Annotated in this window: 15 protein-coding genes; 10 read left to right on the forward strand and 5 right to left on the reverse strand. The window is 65.9% G+C overall.

What is annotated here, in order from left to right:
- The first annotated feature begins 5 nt into the window (after nt 1–5).
- From E8E95_RS17555 to E8E95_RS17585, 7 genes are all read left to right on the forward strand, one after another.
- A complete protein-coding gene (locus tag E8E95_RS17555; RefSeq protein WP_190826605.1) occupies nt 6–671 on the forward strand; it encodes an amino acid ABC transporter permease in 666 nt (221 codons plus the stop codon).
- Nucleotides 672–681: 10 nt separating this feature from the next.
- Nucleotides 682–1332 (forward strand): amino acid ABC transporter permease, encoded by a 651-nt coding sequence (locus tag E8E95_RS17560; protein ID WP_280352281.1) that lies wholly within the window; start codon nt 682–684, stop codon nt 1330–1332.
- The gene (locus E8E95_RS17565) at nt 1325–2047 is read left to right on the forward strand and encodes an amino acid ABC transporter ATP-binding protein (protein ID WP_190826601.1); all 723 of its coding nucleotides are present in this window, start codon (nt 1325–1327) and stop codon (nt 2045–2047) included. Before E8E95_RS17560 ends, E8E95_RS17565 begins: the two co-directional genes overlap by 8 nt.
- A gap of 1 nt (nt 2048) precedes the next feature.
- Nucleotides 2049–3098 carry a proline racemase family protein gene (locus E8E95_RS17570; protein WP_280352284.1) on the forward strand — a complete coding sequence of 350 codons (1050 nt, stop codon included), beginning with the start codon at nt 2049–2051 and terminating at the stop codon, nt 3096–3098.
- Nucleotides 3099–3226: 128 nt separating this feature from the next.
- The gene (locus E8E95_RS17575; protein ID WP_280352286.1) at nt 3227–4144 is read left to right on the forward strand and encodes a dihydrodipicolinate synthase family protein; all 918 of its coding nucleotides are present in this window, start codon (nt 3227–3229) and stop codon (nt 4142–4144) included.
- A 444-nt stretch (nt 4145–4588) separates the two neighbouring features.
- Nucleotides 4589–4843 carry a type II toxin-antitoxin system HicA family toxin gene (locus E8E95_RS17580; protein WP_280352288.1) on the forward strand — a complete coding sequence of 85 codons (255 nt, stop codon included), beginning with the start codon at nt 4589–4591 and terminating at the stop codon, nt 4841–4843.
- Entirely contained in the window at nt 4840–5202 is a 363-nt protein-coding gene (locus E8E95_RS17585) for a type II toxin-antitoxin system HicB family antitoxin (protein WP_280352290.1), read from the forward strand. The genes E8E95_RS17580 and E8E95_RS17585 overlap by 4 nt, the downstream gene beginning before the upstream one ends.
- Nucleotides 5203–5227: 25 nt before the next feature.
- Here the strand turns inward: E8E95_RS17585 and E8E95_RS17590 are convergent, their stop codons facing one another.
- Together E8E95_RS17590 and E8E95_RS17595 are read right to left on the reverse strand one after the other, a co-directional pair.
- Nucleotides 5228–6232, reverse strand: coding sequence for an Ldh family oxidoreductase (locus E8E95_RS17590; protein WP_280352292.1), 1005 nt, complete (start codon nt 6230–6232; stop codon nt 5228–5230).
- A 103-nt stretch (nt 6233–6335) separates the two neighbouring features.
- Nucleotides 6336–7235, reverse strand: coding sequence for a phosphatase PAP2 family protein (locus E8E95_RS17595; RefSeq protein WP_280352295.1), 900 nt, complete (start codon nt 7233–7235; stop codon nt 6336–6338).
- Nucleotides 7236–7430: 195 nt separating this feature from the next.
- Between E8E95_RS17595 and E8E95_RS17600 the strand changes: the two genes are divergently transcribed.
- The 3 genes from E8E95_RS17600 (at nt 7431) to dxs (ending at nt 13665) form a co-directional block, all read left to right on the forward strand.
- A complete protein-coding gene (locus E8E95_RS17600) occupies nt 7431–10697 on the forward strand; it encodes a carboxyl transferase domain-containing protein (RefSeq protein ID WP_280352297.1) in 3267 nt (1088 codons plus the stop codon).
- A gap of 15 nt (nt 10698–10712) precedes the next feature.
- Nucleotides 10713–11666 (forward strand): alpha/beta hydrolase, encoded by a 954-nt coding sequence (locus E8E95_RS17605; RefSeq protein ID WP_280352299.1) that lies wholly within the window; start codon nt 10713–10715, stop codon nt 11664–11666.
- A 103-nt stretch (nt 11667–11769) separates the two neighbouring features.
- Nucleotides 11770–13665 carry a 1-deoxy-D-xylulose-5-phosphate synthase gene (dxs, locus tag E8E95_RS17610; protein WP_280352301.1) on the forward strand — a complete coding sequence of 632 codons (1896 nt, stop codon included), beginning with the start codon at nt 11770–11772 and terminating at the stop codon, nt 13663–13665.
- A gap of 197 nt (nt 13666–13862) precedes the next feature.
- On the opposite strand, the gene E8E95_RS17615 is transcribed toward dxs, so the two are convergent.
- The 3 genes from E8E95_RS17615 to ribA are packed head-to-tail and all read right to left on the reverse strand — an operon-like array spanning nt 13863 to nt 15690.
- Nucleotides 13863–14660: a cobalamin-binding protein gene (locus tag E8E95_RS17615; RefSeq protein ID WP_280352304.1), complete on the reverse strand. Its 798-nt coding sequence runs from the start codon at nt 14658–14660 to the stop codon at nt 13863–13865.
- On the reverse strand, nt 14660–15079 hold the full coding sequence (locus tag E8E95_RS17620) for an MFS transporter (protein WP_280352306.1): 420 nt from the start codon (nt 15077–15079) through the stop codon (nt 14660–14662). The genes E8E95_RS17615 and E8E95_RS17620 overlap by 1 nt, the downstream gene beginning before the upstream one ends.
- Nucleotides 15076–15690 (reverse strand): GTP cyclohydrolase II, encoded by a 615-nt coding sequence (ribA, locus tag E8E95_RS17625; protein WP_280352308.1) that lies wholly within the window; start codon nt 15688–15690, stop codon nt 15076–15078. Before ribA ends, E8E95_RS17620 begins: the two co-directional genes overlap by 4 nt.
- Nucleotides 15691–15709 lie beyond the last annotated feature (19 nt).

The following is a 15709-nucleotide window of genomic DNA, read 5'->3' on the forward strand; positions in this document are numbered from 1 at the left end:
TTCGGATGTTCGATTACACCTTCCACTGGCGATCCGCCTTCCTGGCCTTGCCGGAAATGCTCGGAGGCGCACTGGTGACCCTCGAGATCGCCGTGCTCTCGATGCTGCTCGGCACGGCCATCGCCATCGGCCTCGCCCTTGGCCAGCAATCCGGTAGCCGCCCGGTCAAGGCGGTCGCCATGGCCTGGGTCTCCATTGCACGCAATACCCCGGCGCTGTTCCAGGTTTACATCCTGTACTTCGGGCTGGGCGCCTTCGGCTTGCACATGGGCTCCTGGGCCGCCTTGCTGGCCGGCATCACCTTCAACAACGCCGGCTACCTGGCGGAAACCTTCCGAGGCGGACTCAACGCCGTGCCCCATACGCAAATGCGCGCGGCCCGCTCATTGGGCATGGGCGCGTTCCAGACCTACCGGCTAGTGGTGATTCCGCAGCTGCTGCGGGTGGTGTTCTACCCGCTGACCAACCAGATGGTCTGGGCGCTGCTGATGACCTCGCTCGGCGTGGTGGTGGGCATGACCAGTGACCTCACCGGTGTCACCCAGGCGCTGAACGTGAAGACCTTCCGCACCTTCGAGTACTTCGCCCTGGCCGCCGTCCTCTACTTCGCCCTCGCCAAGCTGATCGTCCTCGGGGCACGGCTGATGGCCTGGCGTCTGTTCCGCTACTGAGGAGTCCGGCATGTATAGCTCGAGCTTTACCTGGAACGACATGCAGTTCCTGCTCCAGGGTGCCTGGACGACCCTCACACTGACCGCCTGGGCCATGCTGATCGGCACCTTGCTGGGCGTTATCTGTGGCCTGATCCGCGCCCTGCTGCCCCGCGCCAGCCTGCCGCTGGCCTGGGTGCTGGACGTGTTCCGCAGCGTGCCGCTGCTGATCCAGTTCGTCCTGCTCAACGCCTTCAAGACCATCATCGAACTGGACTGGTCGGCCTTCACCGTGGCCTGCGTGGTGCTCGGCACCTACGCCACGGCCTACTGTGCGGAGATCGTCCGTGGCGGCGTGCTGGCCGTGCCGCAGTCGACCCGTCGCGCAGCCCGTTCATTGGGCATGAGCCACACCCAGGACCTGCTGCACATCGTCCTGCCCATGGCCACGCGCGTCGCCTTCCCCGGCTGGATCAACCTGACCCTGGCGGTCATGAAGGACACCTCGCTGGTGCTGTGGATCGGCATCATCGAGTTGCTGCGCGCCTCGCAAACCATCGTCACCCGGCTGCAGGAGCCCCTGTTCGTGCTCGGCATCGCCGGCCTCATCTACTTCGTCATGAGCCTGGTTATCGCCCGCCTGGGCACCCAGCTGGAAAAAAGGTGGCAGGAAAATGATTGAGATCGACAACGTGCACAAATCCTTCGGCGCACTCGACGTGGTCAAGGGCGTCAGCCTGACGGTGAACAAGGGCGAGGTGGTTTCGATCATCGGCGGTTCCGGTTCCGGCAAGTCGACCCTCTTGATGTGCATCAACGGTCTGGAGCCGATCCAGGGTGGGCAGATCCGCGTCGACGGCACCGAGGTCCATGCCCCGGGTACCAACCTGAACAAGCTGCGGCAGAAGATCGGCATCGTCTTCCAGCAGTGGAATGCCTTCCCGCACCTGACCGTCCTGGAAAACGTGATGCTGGCTCCGCGCAAGGTGCTCGGAAAGAGCCGCGAAGAGGCCGAGGAAATCGCCGTGCGCCAGCTCACCCACGTGGGCCTGGGCGACAAGCTCAAGGTCTTCCCCAGCAAGCTCTCCGGCGGCCAGCAGCAACGCATGGCGATTGCCCGCGCACTCGCCATGTCGCCGGACTACATGCTGTTCGACGAAGCCACCTCGGCGCTGGACCCGCAGCTGGTGGGCGAGGTGCTGGACACCATGCGCATGCTCGCCGCCGAAGGCATGACCATGGTGCTGGTGACCCACGAGATCCGCTTTGCCCGCGATGTGTCGGACCGCGTGGCGTTCTTCCGCAACGGTCGCATCCATGAGATCGGCTCGCCGGAGCAAGTGATCGGCGCGCCGCAACTACCCGAAACCGCAGACTTCCTGAAATCGGTGAACTGACATGCGCAGCTCGAAAATCATCCACGTGGTCAGCTGTCACGCCGAAGGCGAAGTGGGCGACGTGATCGTTGGAGGTGTCGCCCCGCCACCCGGAGCGACCCTCTGGGAACAGTCGCGCTGGATCGCCCAGGATGAAGTCTTGCGCAACTTCGTCCTCAACGAACCGCGCGGCGGTGTGTTCCGCCACGTCAACCTGTTGGTGCCGGCCAAGGACCCACGGGCGCAGATGGCCTGGATCATCATGGAACCAGCAGACACCCCGCCCATGTCCGGCTCCAACTCGCTGTGCGTCTCCACCGTGTTGCTGGATAGCGGCATCCTGCCGATGACCGAGCCACAGACCCACCTGGTGCTGGAAGCGCCCGGCGGGCTGATCGAGGTCACCGCCGACTGCCGCGATGGCAAGGCCGAACGCGTGACCGTGCGCAACGTGCCCTCCTTCGCCGATAAGCTGGACGCCTGGATCGAAGTGGAAGGCATCGGCTCCCTGCAAGTGGATACCGCGTACGGCGGCGACAGTTTCGTCATCGCCGACGCCCGAAAGCTGGGCTTTGCCCTGACCGCCGACGAAGCCGCCGAGCTGGTGGCCACCGGCCTGAAGATCACCCACGCGGCGAATGAGCAGCTGGGGTTCGTCCACCCGCTCAACCCGGATTGGGACCACATCTCCTTCTGCCAGATCGCGGCGCCCGTCGAGCGTGAACAGGGCGTGGCCGGTGCGGCCAACGCCGTGGTGATCCGTCCGGGCAAGATCGACCGCTCCCCCTGCGGCACCGGCTGCTCGGCGCGCATGGCGGTGCTGCACGCGAAGGGTCAGCTGGGGCTGGGCGAAGCCTTTGTCGGCCGCTCCATCATCGGCTCGCAATTCCATTGCCGGATCGAGGCACTGACCGAGGTCGCCGGGCGCGCGGCAATCATCCCGAGCATCAGCGGCCGAGCCTGGATCACCGGCATTCACCAGCACCTGCTTGACCCCGGCGACCCCTGGCCGGACGGCTACCGGCTTTCCGACACCTGGCCGCGTGCTCGTGAGGGCATCAGTCCGAAGTAGCCGCTCAGAGCACTGCACAACAACACCCCTGATCCACCCCGGCGTCCGCCTCCGCAGGCGCGAACGGTTTCGGCTTGCCTGCGTTTCCCGTGAGCGAGCCGGCCCCATCCATTGAAATGGAGTTACCCATGAGCAAGCACGTCAACTGGAGCGGTGTCTTCCCCGCCGTCACCACCCAATTCAACAGCGATTTCTCGGTGAACCTGGAGGAGACCCACAAGGTCATTTCCAACCTGGTGCGCGACGGCGTATCCGGACTGGTGGTGTGTGGCAGCGTCGGCGAAAACACCTCGCTGACCATCGAAGAAAAAATGGCCGTCACCGAGGTCGCCAAGGATGCTTCCGGCGGCCGAGTGCCGGTCATTTGCGGCATCGCCGAATTCACCAGCGCTGGCGCCTGCAAGGTCGCCCAGGCGGTGGAGCGGGTCGGCGTTGACGGCATCATGGTGATGCCCGCGCTGGTGTACTCCTCCAAGCCCCATGAAACCGCCGAGCACTTCCGCACCGTGGCCAGGAGCACCGACCTGCCGGTGATGGTCTACAACAACCCGCCCATCTACAAGAACGACGTCACCCCGGACATCCTCATCTCCCTGGCCGATTGCGAGAACGTTGTCTGCTTCAAGGACAGCTCCGGCGACACCCGCCGCTTCATCGACGTGCGCAACGAAGTGGGCGATCGCTTCATCCTCTTCGCCGGCCTCGATGACGTGGTGCTGGAAAGCATCGCCGTCGGCGCCCAGGGCTGGATCTCCGGCATGTCCAACGTGTTCCCGAAGGAAGGCGAAACCATCTTCCGCCTGGCCACAGCGGGCCGCTTCGCCGAAGCCATGCCGATCTACGAATGGCTGATGCCGATCCTCCATCTCGACGCCCGCCCGGACCTGGTGCAGTGCATCAAACTCTGCGAGGAAATCGCCGGTCGCGGCAGCGCACTGACCCGCCCGCCGCGCCTGGCCCTGCAAGGCGCCGACCGCGAGCACGTGGAACGCATCATGGCCAAGGCCCTGGCCAACCGTCCGCAACTGCCGGACGTGGGCCTCTGAGGCAAGCGCCGGGCGACGAAAAGTCGCCCGGCCGCCAGTAGGTAGCCCCCCGACCTTGTGCCTGATGCTGTTCAGTCAGGCACCACCAATGGGGTGTAGCTGTTGTTGTAGGAGCGAGCTTGCTCGCGAAGCTTTCCGAGATATCGCCCAATTCGCCAGCAAGCTGGCTCCTACAGTGCTTCCCCGGTGCAGAAACCAGGAATGCCGCTTACCCGCTGAGGGATAAGCGGCGTTCTTATGTGGACAGCATTACGGCCATGCCGGGGCTTCTTTGTGGTCGGCGTCCTACTTCAGTTTCGCCCTCGCCCCACAGCGACACGAGCCAAGCAGGCGAAGTCTCGCTGCCCTTCAATTGCTAGCGTTGCATCCATTCCACCAGCGCCTTCCCCCAGGCCGCGACCGACCCGATCACCTGATATCTCTCTTTGCTATCATTCCAACGCCATGCAGAGCCGACATCGAAAAACGCTCCAGGCCATCTTCCGTAATCCCACCAGCGCCTCCCTGGTGTTCTCCGACATCGAAGCGCTGGTCCTCCACCTCGGCGGGCAAGTTCTGGAGCGTGAGGGTTCCCGTGTGCGGCTGGTGCTGGGCGATGTGCAATGGCGCTGCCATCGCCCGCATCCGGGGAAAGAGGCGAAGAGATACCAAGTGGAAGAAGCTCGCGAATTCCTGCAGCGAGCGGGAGTTGAACCATGAACAGCATGACCTACAGGGGTTACACCGCTCGCATCGATTTCGACGAGCGCGATGACCTGTTCGTCGGCCGCTTGCTGGGCGTCCGCGACATCATCAGCTTTCAGGGAGAGTCGGTTGCGGAACTGCGTACGCAGTTCCATCTGGCGGTGGACGATTATCTGGAGGACTGTGCGGAACGCGGTGTCAGCCCAGACAAACCGGCGTCCGGCAAAGTGATGTTGCGCATTCGCCCGGAAGTGCATGCCGCCGCCACCATCGCAGCCCAGGCAGCCGGCAAGAGTCTGAATCAATGGGCAGACGAGGTTTTCGAGCAGGCCGCCAGCCCCCGGATCAGCGAAACCTCGGCGGTACGCAACTGACCGGGGGGAGCGGCGGCGCCCTGCCTCATTCCAGTAACGCGCTGATCTCCTCGTAGAGCGCACGGGGAATCCTCACCCCCTCGCGCTCGCTGAGCACCCGCGCTTCAAAGCGGCGCTGCGACGGCAGGCGCGCGCCCTGCCCGGTGATGCCCTCGAACACCGCCTCGGCGCGTTGCAGGTGCTGCGCCGCTTCGGCACCCAGAATGCGCTGCGGATCGATGGCGATGATGAGTTCGCCGCCATAGGGCGACGACTTCGTGCCCTCATCGAAGGCCAGGGACTCGGCGCTGGTCAGGTCACCGATCATCGGCCCGGCGATCAGCTCCACCATGGCCGCCAGGGCCGAGCCCTTGTGGCCGCCGAAAGTGAGCATGGCGCCGTTCAGCGCGGTGAGCGGGTCGGTGGTGGGCTGGCCGTCCTGGTCGATGCCCCAGCCCAGTGGGATTGGCTTGCCGGCACGGCGGTGCAGATCGATATCGCCACGGGCGGCGGCGCTGGTGGCGAAGTCGAAGATGAAGGGTGGTTTGCCCGGGCGCGGCCAGCCGAAGGCCATGGGGTTGGTGCCGAACAGTGGGCGGGTGCCACCGGCCGGGGCCACCCAGGCATGGCTGGGGGTGAAGGCCAGGGCCACCAGGCCCTGCTCGGTGAGCGGTTCGACTTCCGGCCAGAGGGCCGAGAAGTGCACGCAGCGATTGATCGCCAGGATGGCAATGCCTTGAGTGCGGGCCTTCTCCACCAGCAAGGGCATTCCGGCGTGGAAGGCACACTGGGCGAAGGCGCCATGGGCATCCACCCGAACCACGGACGGCGCGCTGTCGAAGATCTCGGGTTCGGCATCGGGCGAAACCTTGCCCGCACGCAGGGTGCCGATGCAGCCGGGCAGGCGGTACACCCCGTGAGAGGTGCAGCCGTCGCGCTCGCCAGCCAGGATGGTCGCCGCCACCGCCTGCACATGGGGTTCGCTGAAGCCATGGCGGCGCAGCACTGTTTCCACCAGTTGGCGGACGTCTTCCAGGGTCATGTGGATCATGGGGCATCTCTCCTCTATAGCCAGCCGCTACAGTGGCCCGGATGCCCCGCTCCCGCTTGGCCCTATTCCCCTCCCCCGATGCCGAATTTGGCACAGCCCGCCGTCAGGCGGCCGACCCGGCGAGTGCTTCGACCTTTGGCTTGTCGACCGACTTCAAGAGGCCCAGGCGAACCAGAGCCCAGGGCATGGCCGCGGCCACGAACAGGCCCATCACCAATCCACGCAGCCCTTGCCACAGCTGCGGGTCGAGCGGCCAGGCCGCGCCAGCGAGCTTGAGCGCCTTCTGCAGCAGGATGAAGCTCACCGCACCAATGACGGCGGCGAGCAGGCGCCGCCAGGTCGCCACTTCGGCGGAGAACTCCATCTGGCGATAGCCGCACAGCACACCGACTATCAGCCCCGCCAGCAGCGGCACATAGCTGGGTGCGACACCCGGCCAGCTCAGCCAGGCGGAGAGGAATACCAGCAGGATCAGCGCCAGGTGCCAAAGCCCATGAGCCTCGCGCCACCAGTTCCAGTGCCGCACCTGGGCGAACAGCAGCAAGGTTCCGATGCCCAGCAGCGAGCCACCCAGCACGTCTTCCACATCGTGGGCGCCGAGGTAGAGGCGGCTGAAGATGATTCCCGTCACCACCACGCCACTGACCGCCCAAACCCAGGCGCGGCGCAGTTCGAAGGCCAACCAGAACCAGATCACCACGGCGATCTGTGCATGGCCGCTGGGCAGGCCGAAGCTGTCGCCCACCTCATGGTCCATGCGCAGGGCGATGTCCGGACGCGGGTCCTGCCAGTAGTCCTTGAGCCAGGCGTTGATCAGCGCAGTCACGGCCACCAGCACCAGCAGGCGCAGGAAGACCCCGCGGTTCCAGGCCCAGTAGCCCAGCGGCAGGAAGAACAGGATGAACTTCTCGTAGCCCAACAGGGTGAAGAAACGCATTACCGGCGTCAGCGTGTCGCTGCGCAGGGGCAGCACCCAGTCCAGGCTGTGCAGCAGCTCGTTCATGGACGGTCCTTGTGGATGAAATGGAGGCGCCACAGATACTGCAGGGCAACGTGCTGCCACAAGGGCCGATTCGGACATTCCATGTCACTGGATCATCATCCGCCATGAGTGGTGGGTATTCGTCGCGACACAGTTGGCTGCGGCGATTGGCCCACGCTGCCTAAGATCACTGGATTGCACGCCAAGGACCTCGCCGTGACCACAGCCATCCAGTCCCTGCTGATCGCCAACCGTGGCGAAATCGCCATCCGCATCGCCCGCGCCGCCGCCGAACTGGGCATCCGCAGCGTCGCGGTGTACGCCGAGGACGACAGCCAGTCCCTGCACCTGCGCAAGGCCGACCTCGCGGTACCGCTCGTGGGCCGGGGCGCGGCGGCCTATCTGGATGCCGCCCAACTGGTGGAGGTGGCGCTCAGGAATGGCTGCGACGCCGTGCATCCGGGCTACGGCTTCCTCAGCGAGAACGCCGATTTCGCCCGCCAGTGCGAAGCCGCCGGCATCCGCTTCATCGGACCTTCGGCTGAGGCCCTGGAGCTGTTCGGCGACAAGGCCCGCGCCCGCGAACTGGCCGCGCGTTGCGGTCTGCCGCTGGCGGTTGGGAGCAGTCGCGCCACGTCCCTGGAGGAAGCCGGCGCGCTGCTGGAAAGCGGCCCGATCATGCTCAAGGCCCTGGCCGGCGGCGGTGGGCGCGGCATGCGCGCGGTACGCGACAAAACGGAGCTGGAACACGCCTTCGAGCGCTGCCAGTCGGAGGCCCGCGCCGCCTTCGGCAATGGCGACCTGTACGTCGAACGGCTGATCGAGAACGCCCGGCACATCGAAGTCCAGGTACTGGGCGACGGCGAACAGGTCACTCACCTGTGGGAGCGCGATTGCAGCCTGCAGCGACGCCACCAGAAAGTGGTCGAGATCGCCCCCGCGCCCAACCTGGCTGCTGACCTGCGCCAGCGCATCCTCGATGCGGCGCTGACCCTGGCCGCCGCCGTGAGCTATCGCGGTATCGGCACGTTTGAGTTTCTGGTGGATATCCACCGTGGTGATTTCGTGTTCATGGAGGCCAACCCGCGCGTCCAGGTCGAGCACTGCATCACCGAGGCCATCACCAGCATTGACCTGGTCCAGGCGCAGCTCCGCCTCGCCGCCGGCGCCAGCCTGGCCGAACTGGACCTGCTGGAACCTGTCGCACCGCGAGGCTTCGCCGTACAGCTGCGGATCAACCTGGAAAGCATGCAGGCCGACGGCAGCGCCCGACCTGCCGGCGGCTTGATCAGCGCCTATGAACCACCCAGCGGCCCCGGTATCCGCGTCGATGGATATGGCTACGCCGGGTACGCCACCAGCCCCAGCTACGACTCGCTGCTAGCCAAGCTGATCGTTCAGGGCGATGACCTGCCCGCCGCCCTGCGCCGCGCTTATCGCGCCCTGTGTGAATTCCGCCTCGAAGGTGTGGCGAGCAATATCCATTTCCTGCAGAACCTGCTGCGTCACGGCGAACTGGCAAGTGGCGTCGACACCCGTTTCATCGAGCGGGAAATCAGCCAGCTCCTGGCCCCGCAACAGGCTGCCCATCCCCACCTCTTCGTCAGCGGCGCGAACACGACCCAGAGCCAGGCCGGCCAAGCCGACGCGCCTGCCGGCTGCGTGCCGCTGAACGCGCCCAGCCAGGGCGTGCTGGTGAGCCTCGACGTGCAGGTGGGCGATGCCGTCGCCGCCGGGCAGGCGGTGGCAGTGCTGGAGGCGATGAAGATGGAGTTCGTGGTCAAGGCGGCCCAGGGTGGCATCGTCCGGGCACTGGCCGTGGCACCCGGTGACAGCTTGTTCGAAGGTGCACCACTGCTGTTCCTGGAACCGGCGGAAGTGGCCGGTGATGCGGCGCAGAACGAGGAAAGCCTCGACCTAGCGCACATCCGCGCCGACCTTGCCGAAGTGCTGGAGCGCCACGTCATCACCACCGACGAGCGTCGCCCGCAGGCTGTGGCACGACGGCGCAAGACCGGTCAGCGCACCACCCGGGAGAACCTCGACGACCTGCTGGATGACGGCAGCTTCATCGAATACGGCGCACTGGCACTGGCGGCCCAGCGCCGGCGCCGGTCGCTGGAAGAGCTGATCGAACAGAGCCCCGCAGATGGACTGGTGGCCGGTATCGGCACGGTCAATGCCACGCAGTTTGGCAGCGAGGCCGCCCGCTGCATGACCATCGCCTACGACTACACCGTTTTCGCCGGCACCCAGGGCGTGATGAACCACAAGAAGACCGACCGCATGCTCGGCCTGGCGGAGCAATGGCGGTTGCCCCTGGTGCTGTTCGCCGAGGGCGGCGGCGGCCGGCCGGGAGATTCGGATTTCGTCGGTGTGGCCGGGCTGGACTGCCACACCTTTGTCGGCATGGCCCGACTGTCAGGCCTGGTGCCGCTGGTGGGCGTGGTTTCCGGCCGCTGCTTTGCCGGCAACGCGGCGCTACTCGGCTGCTGCGACGTGATCATCGCGACGAAGAACGCCAGCATCGGCATGGCCGGCCCGGCGATGATCGAAGGCGGCGGCCTGGGCAGCTTCGCACCGGAAGAAGTCGGCCCCAGTAGCGTCCAGGGCCCCAACGGGGTGATCGATGTGCTGGTGGAAGATGAAGCCGAGGCGGTGCGGGTGGCCCGGCAGTACCTGTCTTACTTCCAGGGCGACCTGGCCGACTGGCAATGCGCCGATCAGCGCTTGCTGCGCCAGGCCATCCCGGAAAACCGCCTGCGGGTCTACGACATCCGCGCACTGATCGAAACCCTGGCCGACCAGGGCTCGGTACTGGAACTGCGCCGGCAGTTCGCGCCGGGGCTGGTCACCGCCTTCATCCGCATCGAGGGCAAGGCGTTCGGCCTGCTGGCCAACAACCCGATGCACCTCGGGGGTGCCATCGACGCCCAGGCCGGCGACAAGGCCGCGCGCTTCATGCAGCTGTGCGATGCCTTCGACATCCCCATGCTTTCGCTCTGCGACACCCCCGGTTTCATGGTCGGACCAGAATCGGAGAAGCAGGCCACGGTGCGCCACGTTTCGCGCATGTTCGTCGCCGCTGCCGGTCTCTCGGTGCCCTTCTTCACCGTGGTCCTGCGCAAGGGCTACGGCCTGGGCGCCCAGGCCATGGCGGCGGGCAGCTTCCATTCGCCGCTGTTCACCATCGCCTGGCCCAGCGGCGAATTTGGCGCCATGGGTCTGGAAGGTGCGGTTCGCCTGGGCTATGCCAAGGAGCTGGCCGCAGTGGAGGACCCGGCCGAACGCCAGGCCCTGTTCGACAAGATGGTTGCCAAGGCCTACCAGAACGGCAAGGCCATCAACATGGCCAGCTTCCTGGAGATCGACGCCGTGATCGATCCGCAGGAAACCCGTTCCTGGCTGCTGCGCGGATTGAATGCCGCCCCCAGGCCGGCGCACCGTGCGGGCAAGAAACGCCCTTTCGTCGACACCTGGTAAGAATTGGAGCCCGTCATGCCGCCACTCGAACACCGCCTGCTGCCGGTCAATGGCATCACCCTGAGCCTCTACATGGCCGGCCCGGCCGAAGGGCGGCCGGTGTGGCTGCTGCATGGTTTTCCCGAGTGCTGGTATTCCTGGCGCCAGCAGATAGGCCCTCTGGTAGCGGCCGGCTATCGCGTGCTGATACCCGAGATGCGCGGGTATGGGGAGACCAGCGCCCCTGAAGCGATCGAAGACTATGCGCTGCTGACCCTCTGCGGAGACATCCAGGCCGCCATGGACAGCCTCGGCCAGACCGATGCCTGCGTGATTGGCCATGACTGGGGCGCACCAGTGGCCTGGCACCTGGCGCTGCTGGAGCCCCAACGCATCGCGGCGGTGGGCGCCATGTCGGTGCCTTTCGGCGGCCGCCCCAAGCGCCCGGCCACCGAGATCATGCGCGAGGCCAATGCCGGCCGCTTCAACTACATCCTCTACTTCCAGGAACCGGGTGTGGCCGAAGCCGAACTGGACGCTGACCTCGAACGCAGCCTGCGCCTGCTGCTGAGCGACCTGGGCGACGCGGTGCTGCGCGACAGGCCCGCCGATACCGGCCTGCTGGACGGCCTGAGCGAATCGCCCGCCCTCCCCGGCTGGTGCGATGCCGAGGAATTTGCCGTTTACCGGCGCACCCTGGCCCGGCAAGGCTTTCGTGGACCGCTCAACTGGTACCGCAACTTCACCCGCAACTGGGAACAGACCGAACCGCTGGCGGGCAAGCAGGTCGAGCAGCCTGCGCTGTTCCTGGTCGGCGACCTCGATCCGGTCGCGCATCTGGAGGCCTACACGCTCAAGCGCATGGCCAGCCTCGTGCCGCGCGTGGAGCAGACCCGACTGCCCGATTGCGGCCATTGGCTGCAGAACGAACGCCCTGACCGGGTGAATCCATTGCTGCTGGACTTCCTGGCGCGCCATTACCCGGCGTAGTCGATCACACAAGCCCGTACGAACGGACTGACAGCGCGTTTGGGCAGTTACGAGTGCATCAGGTAAACTTGCCCATCTTTTTTTGCCCATAACGATTAGCCTGATGCCCACGACGTTCCACGAGATTCCCCGCGAACGCCCCGTCACGCCCCTGCTCGATCGCGCGGCGACGCCGGATGAGCTGCGCCGGCTTGGCGAGGCCGAGCTGGAAACCCTGGCCGACGAACTGCGCCAGTACCTGCTCTATACCGTCGGCAAGACCGGCGGACACTTCGGTGCCGGCCTGGGTGTGGTGGAACTCACCATCGCCCTGCACTACGTCTACGACACGCCCGACGACCGGCTGGTCTGGGACGTGGGCCACCAGGCGTACCCGCACAAGATCCTCACCGGGCGCCGCGAGCAGATGGGCACCCTGCGCCAGAAGGACGGCGTCGCCGCATTCCCGCGCCGCGTGGAGAGCGAGTACGACACCTTCGGCGTCGGCCATTCCAGTACCTCCATCAGCGCAGCGCTGGGCATGGCCATCGCCGCCCGCATGCAAGACTCCAGTCGCAAGTCGATCGCAGTGATCGGTGATGGCGCCCTGACCGCCGGCATGGCCTTCGAGGCACTCAACCACGCATCGGACGTTCAGGCCGACATGCTGGTGATCCTCAACGACAACGACATGTCGATCTCGCGCAACGTTGGCGGCCTGTCCAACTACCTGGCGAAAATCCTCTCCAGCCGCACCTACGCGAGCATGCGCGAAGGTAGCAAGAAGGTGCTCTCGCGCCTGCCCGGCGCCTGGGAAATCGCCCGACGCACCGAGGAATACGCCAAGGGCATGCTGGTTCCCGGCACCCTGTTCGAAGAGCTGGGCTGGAATTACATCGGCCCCATCGACGGCCATGACCTGCCCACCCTGGTGGCCACCCTGCGCAACATGCGCGACCTCAAGGGCCCGCAGTTCCTGCATGTGGTGACCAAGAAGGGCAAGGGCTTCGCCCCGGCGGAAGTCGACCCCATCGGCTACCACGCCATTACCAAGCTGGAACCGATCGACGCCCCGGCCGCGCCGAAGAAACCTTCCGGCCCGAAGTACTCCAGCGTGTTCGGCCAGTGGCTGTGCGACATGGCCGGGCAGGACCCGCGCCTGGTCGGCATCACCCCGGCGATGAAGGAAGGCTCCGACCTGGTGGCGTTCAGCGAGCGCTTCCCGGACCGCTATTTCGACGTCGCCATTGCCGAGCAGCATGCCGTCACCCTGGCGGCTGGCATGGCCTGCGACGGCGCCAAGCCGGTGGTGGCGATCTACTCCACCTTCCTCCAGCGCGGCTACGACCAACTGATCCACGACGTGGCGGTACAGAATCTCGATGTGCTGTTCGCCATCGACCGTGCCGGCCTGGTGGGCGAAGACGGTCCGACCCACGCAGGCAGCTTCGACCTCTCCTACCTGCGCTGCATCCCCGGCATGCTGGTGATGACGCCGAGCGACGAGAACGAACTGCGCCTGCTGCTGACCACCGGCCACCATTTCGAAGGTCCGGCGGCAGTGCGCTACCCGCGCGGCAGCGGCCCCAACGCCGTCATCGAGCGTGAACTCAAACCCGTGGAAATCGGCAAGGGCGTGGTACGTCGCCAGGGCTCCAAAGTCGCCATGCTGGTGTTTGGCGTGCAACTGGCCGAGGCACTGCAGGTCGCCGAAAGCCTGGATGCCACCGTGGTCGACATGCGCTTCGTCAAACCCCTGGACGAAGCGCTGGTGCGCGAGCTGGCCGGCAGCCACGAGCTGCTGGTGACGATCGAGGAGAACAGCGTGATGGGCGGCGCCGGTGCAGCTGTCAGCGAGTTCCTTGCCCGCGAGAACCTGCTCAAGCCGGTGTTGCACCTGGGCCTGCCGGACTACTACGTCGAACACGCCAAGCCGGCGGAAATGCTCGCCGAGTGCGGGCTGAACGCGGCGGGTATCGAAGCATCGGTGCGCGCTCGCCTGGCATTGCTGGGGCTCTGACCTTCGCTCCCACAGCATGGGTTTCGCTACGCTCTACCCATCCTACAAAGGCATATCTGCCGCTTTCGTAGGATGGGTTGACGTACTTTGATGGGTTTCGCTTCGCTCTACGCCATCCTACGAGGCCCAGCGCCATCTCCGGGGCACAATCGTAGGATGGGTTGAGGTACGAAACCCATCGGCTTCACCTCGTTCAGCTACCTCGCCGCATCGAGCAGCCGGCACAGCTTTCCGGTCGCCTCCAGCATCTGGAAACTCGGGCGCTCCAGCCCTCGGTCCGGTACGGGCCAGACCTGCTTGTTCTTCACCGCCGCCAGTTGCGGCCAGGACGCCCACGCCCTGGCCTGGTCCGGCTCGCTCACCAGGATCACCGCCGGGTCACGCTGCAACACCGCCTCGATCCCGACTTGCGGCGCCGGCAACGACAGGTCGGCGAAGACGTTTTCCGCGCCACAGACCTTCAGCGCATCACTGACGATCTGACGCCCGCCCAGGGTGTACAGCGGCTTGTCCCACACCTGATAGAAGACTTTCAGCGGCGTAACGCGTTGATGACGCAGGCGCAGAGCTGCCAATTCCGACTCGAAACGCGCCGCCAGTTGGCGGCCCTGTTCGGCGCGGCCCACGCGCTCACCGATCTCGATGAAAGACTGCGCCAGTTGCGCCAGGTCTCGCGGCTCAACCACCAATTGGGGCACCGAGAGTTTCTTCAGCTGCTCACGGCCGGCAGCACCGACACTGTCCGGCCACAGCAGCACCAGGTCGGGCTTGAGACTGAGCAGGCTCTCTGCCTGGAGCTGGCCGTAACGTCCCACGGACGGCAGGCCGGCAAGGATGGCCGGGCGCTCGCCGCCATCGAGCACGCCCACCAGCAGATCGCCGGCGCCGAGGTCGAGCATGGTTTCGGTCAGGGAAGGTGCCAGGCTGACCACCCGCAATTGCGCCGTGGCAGGCAGCGCCAGGCACAGCAGCAGGCAGGCGAGCAGTCGGCGCATCAGCCGAGCTGGCGGGGGATTCGGTAGAGGTAGAGCATGACCAGGCTGCTCGTGGCCAGGAGGACCAAGGCCACGGCGTTGAGCCCGAAGGGCACTGCCAGCGCGGCGATCCAGGCCGGCAGGCCGGCAGCGACGAAGGCTTTGCGGCGTTGACGGGCCAACGCCTGCCAGGCACCCGGCTCTTCGGCGCGGCCGAGGGCGGCTTCGGTCGCCACCAGGGCGCGCTTGTAGCCGGCGAACAGCGGCAGGCTGAGGAACATGGACGCCAGCCCGACGATGAACAGCGGCATCTGCAGAGCCGGGAATGCCGGCTCGCCGTCACCGAACAGGTAACCCATGATGAACAACGGCACCAGGGTATAGCCCACCTGGAGCCACCAGGCTCGGGCCAGCCGGCGACGGACTTCCTTGCGGGTCACGACTCGGCTTCCGCCTGGTGCATATTGCCGAGCATGTGCCCGAGCTTGCCCGCCTTGGTCGCCAGGTACTTGCGATTGTGCTTGTTCAGGCCGGTCTGCAGCGGCACACGTTCAGCCACGTTGAGACCGTAACTTTCCAGCGCCTTGACCTTGCGGGGGTTGTTGGTCATCAGCTTGACGGCGGTGACGCCCAGGTGCTCCAGCATCGGCTGGCACATGGCGTAGTCGCGCTGGTCGGCGCCGAAGCCGAGACGCTCGTTGGCTTCCACGGTATCGGCACCGCCGTCCTGCAGCTCATAGGCGCGAATCTTGTTCAGAAGGCCAATGCCACGACCTTCCTGGCGCAGGTAGAGGAGTACGCCGCAACCGGCATCGGCAATGGCGCGCAGGGCCGCTTCCAGTTGGAAGCCGCAATCGCAGCGCAGGCTGAACAGGGCATCGCCGGTCAGGCACTCGGAGTGCAGACGGCCCAGGACAGGTCCGCCATTGGCCACATCGCCCAGTGTCAGGGCAACGTGTTCCTTGCCACTGGCCTCATCGAGGAAGCCGTGCATGGTGAACACGCCGAACGGAGTGGGCAGTTGGGAGGCGGCGACGAAAACGACAGACACCGTGTAACTCCTGGAAATT

The sequence above is a fragment of the Pseudomonas sp. BN414 genome (assembly GCF_029871275.1).
Classification (GTDB): domain Bacteria; phylum Pseudomonadota; class Gammaproteobacteria; order Pseudomonadales; family Pseudomonadaceae; genus Metapseudomonas; species Metapseudomonas resinovorans_C.